The sequence below is a fragment of the Bradyrhizobium sp. NBAIM03 genome (assembly GCF_020194055.1).
GTDB classification, from domain to species: Bacteria; Pseudomonadota; Alphaproteobacteria; order Rhizobiales; family Xanthobacteraceae; genus Bradyrhizobium; species Bradyrhizobium yuanmingense.
In genome coordinates this window covers 1-423 of sequence record NZ_JADYVS010000199.1, presented here as the reverse complement: position 1 = coordinate 423, position 423 = coordinate 1, and the positions used below count along the sequence as shown (strand labels likewise).

Sequence of the window (423 nt, the reverse complement as noted above, 5' to 3'; positions counted from 1 at the left end):
ACGGGCATGAGTGCGCGAAAGTGCACGAGATCGTCGACTACGATGGTCAACGTGGCTTCCCAACCGGTGGCGAGGCGTTTGACGCGGCGGGCGAGGTCGTCGGCGGCCTGCAGCAGGTGGCGACCTTCGTCGAGCAGCGCGCGGCCGGCGGGCGTGAGTTCGGCACGGTGGCGGCGTCGGTCAAACAGCAGCACATCGAGATCGTCTTCCAGCTTGCGCACCACATAAGTGAGCGCCGAGGGCACTTTGCCCAGTTCGTGCGCCGCGGCGGCAAAGCTGCCCTTGCGTTCAATCGCATCCAGCACTTCCAGAGATTCCAGCGATAGCGCCATGTTCAGAATTTTTGATGTATTGAATCAAAGCCTTGCCTCTCAACTATAGCCAATCTGCGTACCATTCACACATCAGCGCAGTAATTTGGAT

At 59.6% G+C, this 423-nt stretch carries 1 protein-coding gene; it reads right to left on the bottom strand.

Features of this window, described 5'->3' with window-relative positions:
- Positions 1–332 (bottom strand): LysR family transcriptional regulator (locus I6F21_RS38075; RefSeq protein WP_225184427.1); only part of this gene is annotated, 332 nt, incomplete at its 3' end.
- Between the last annotated feature and the right edge of the window lie 91 nt (positions 333–423).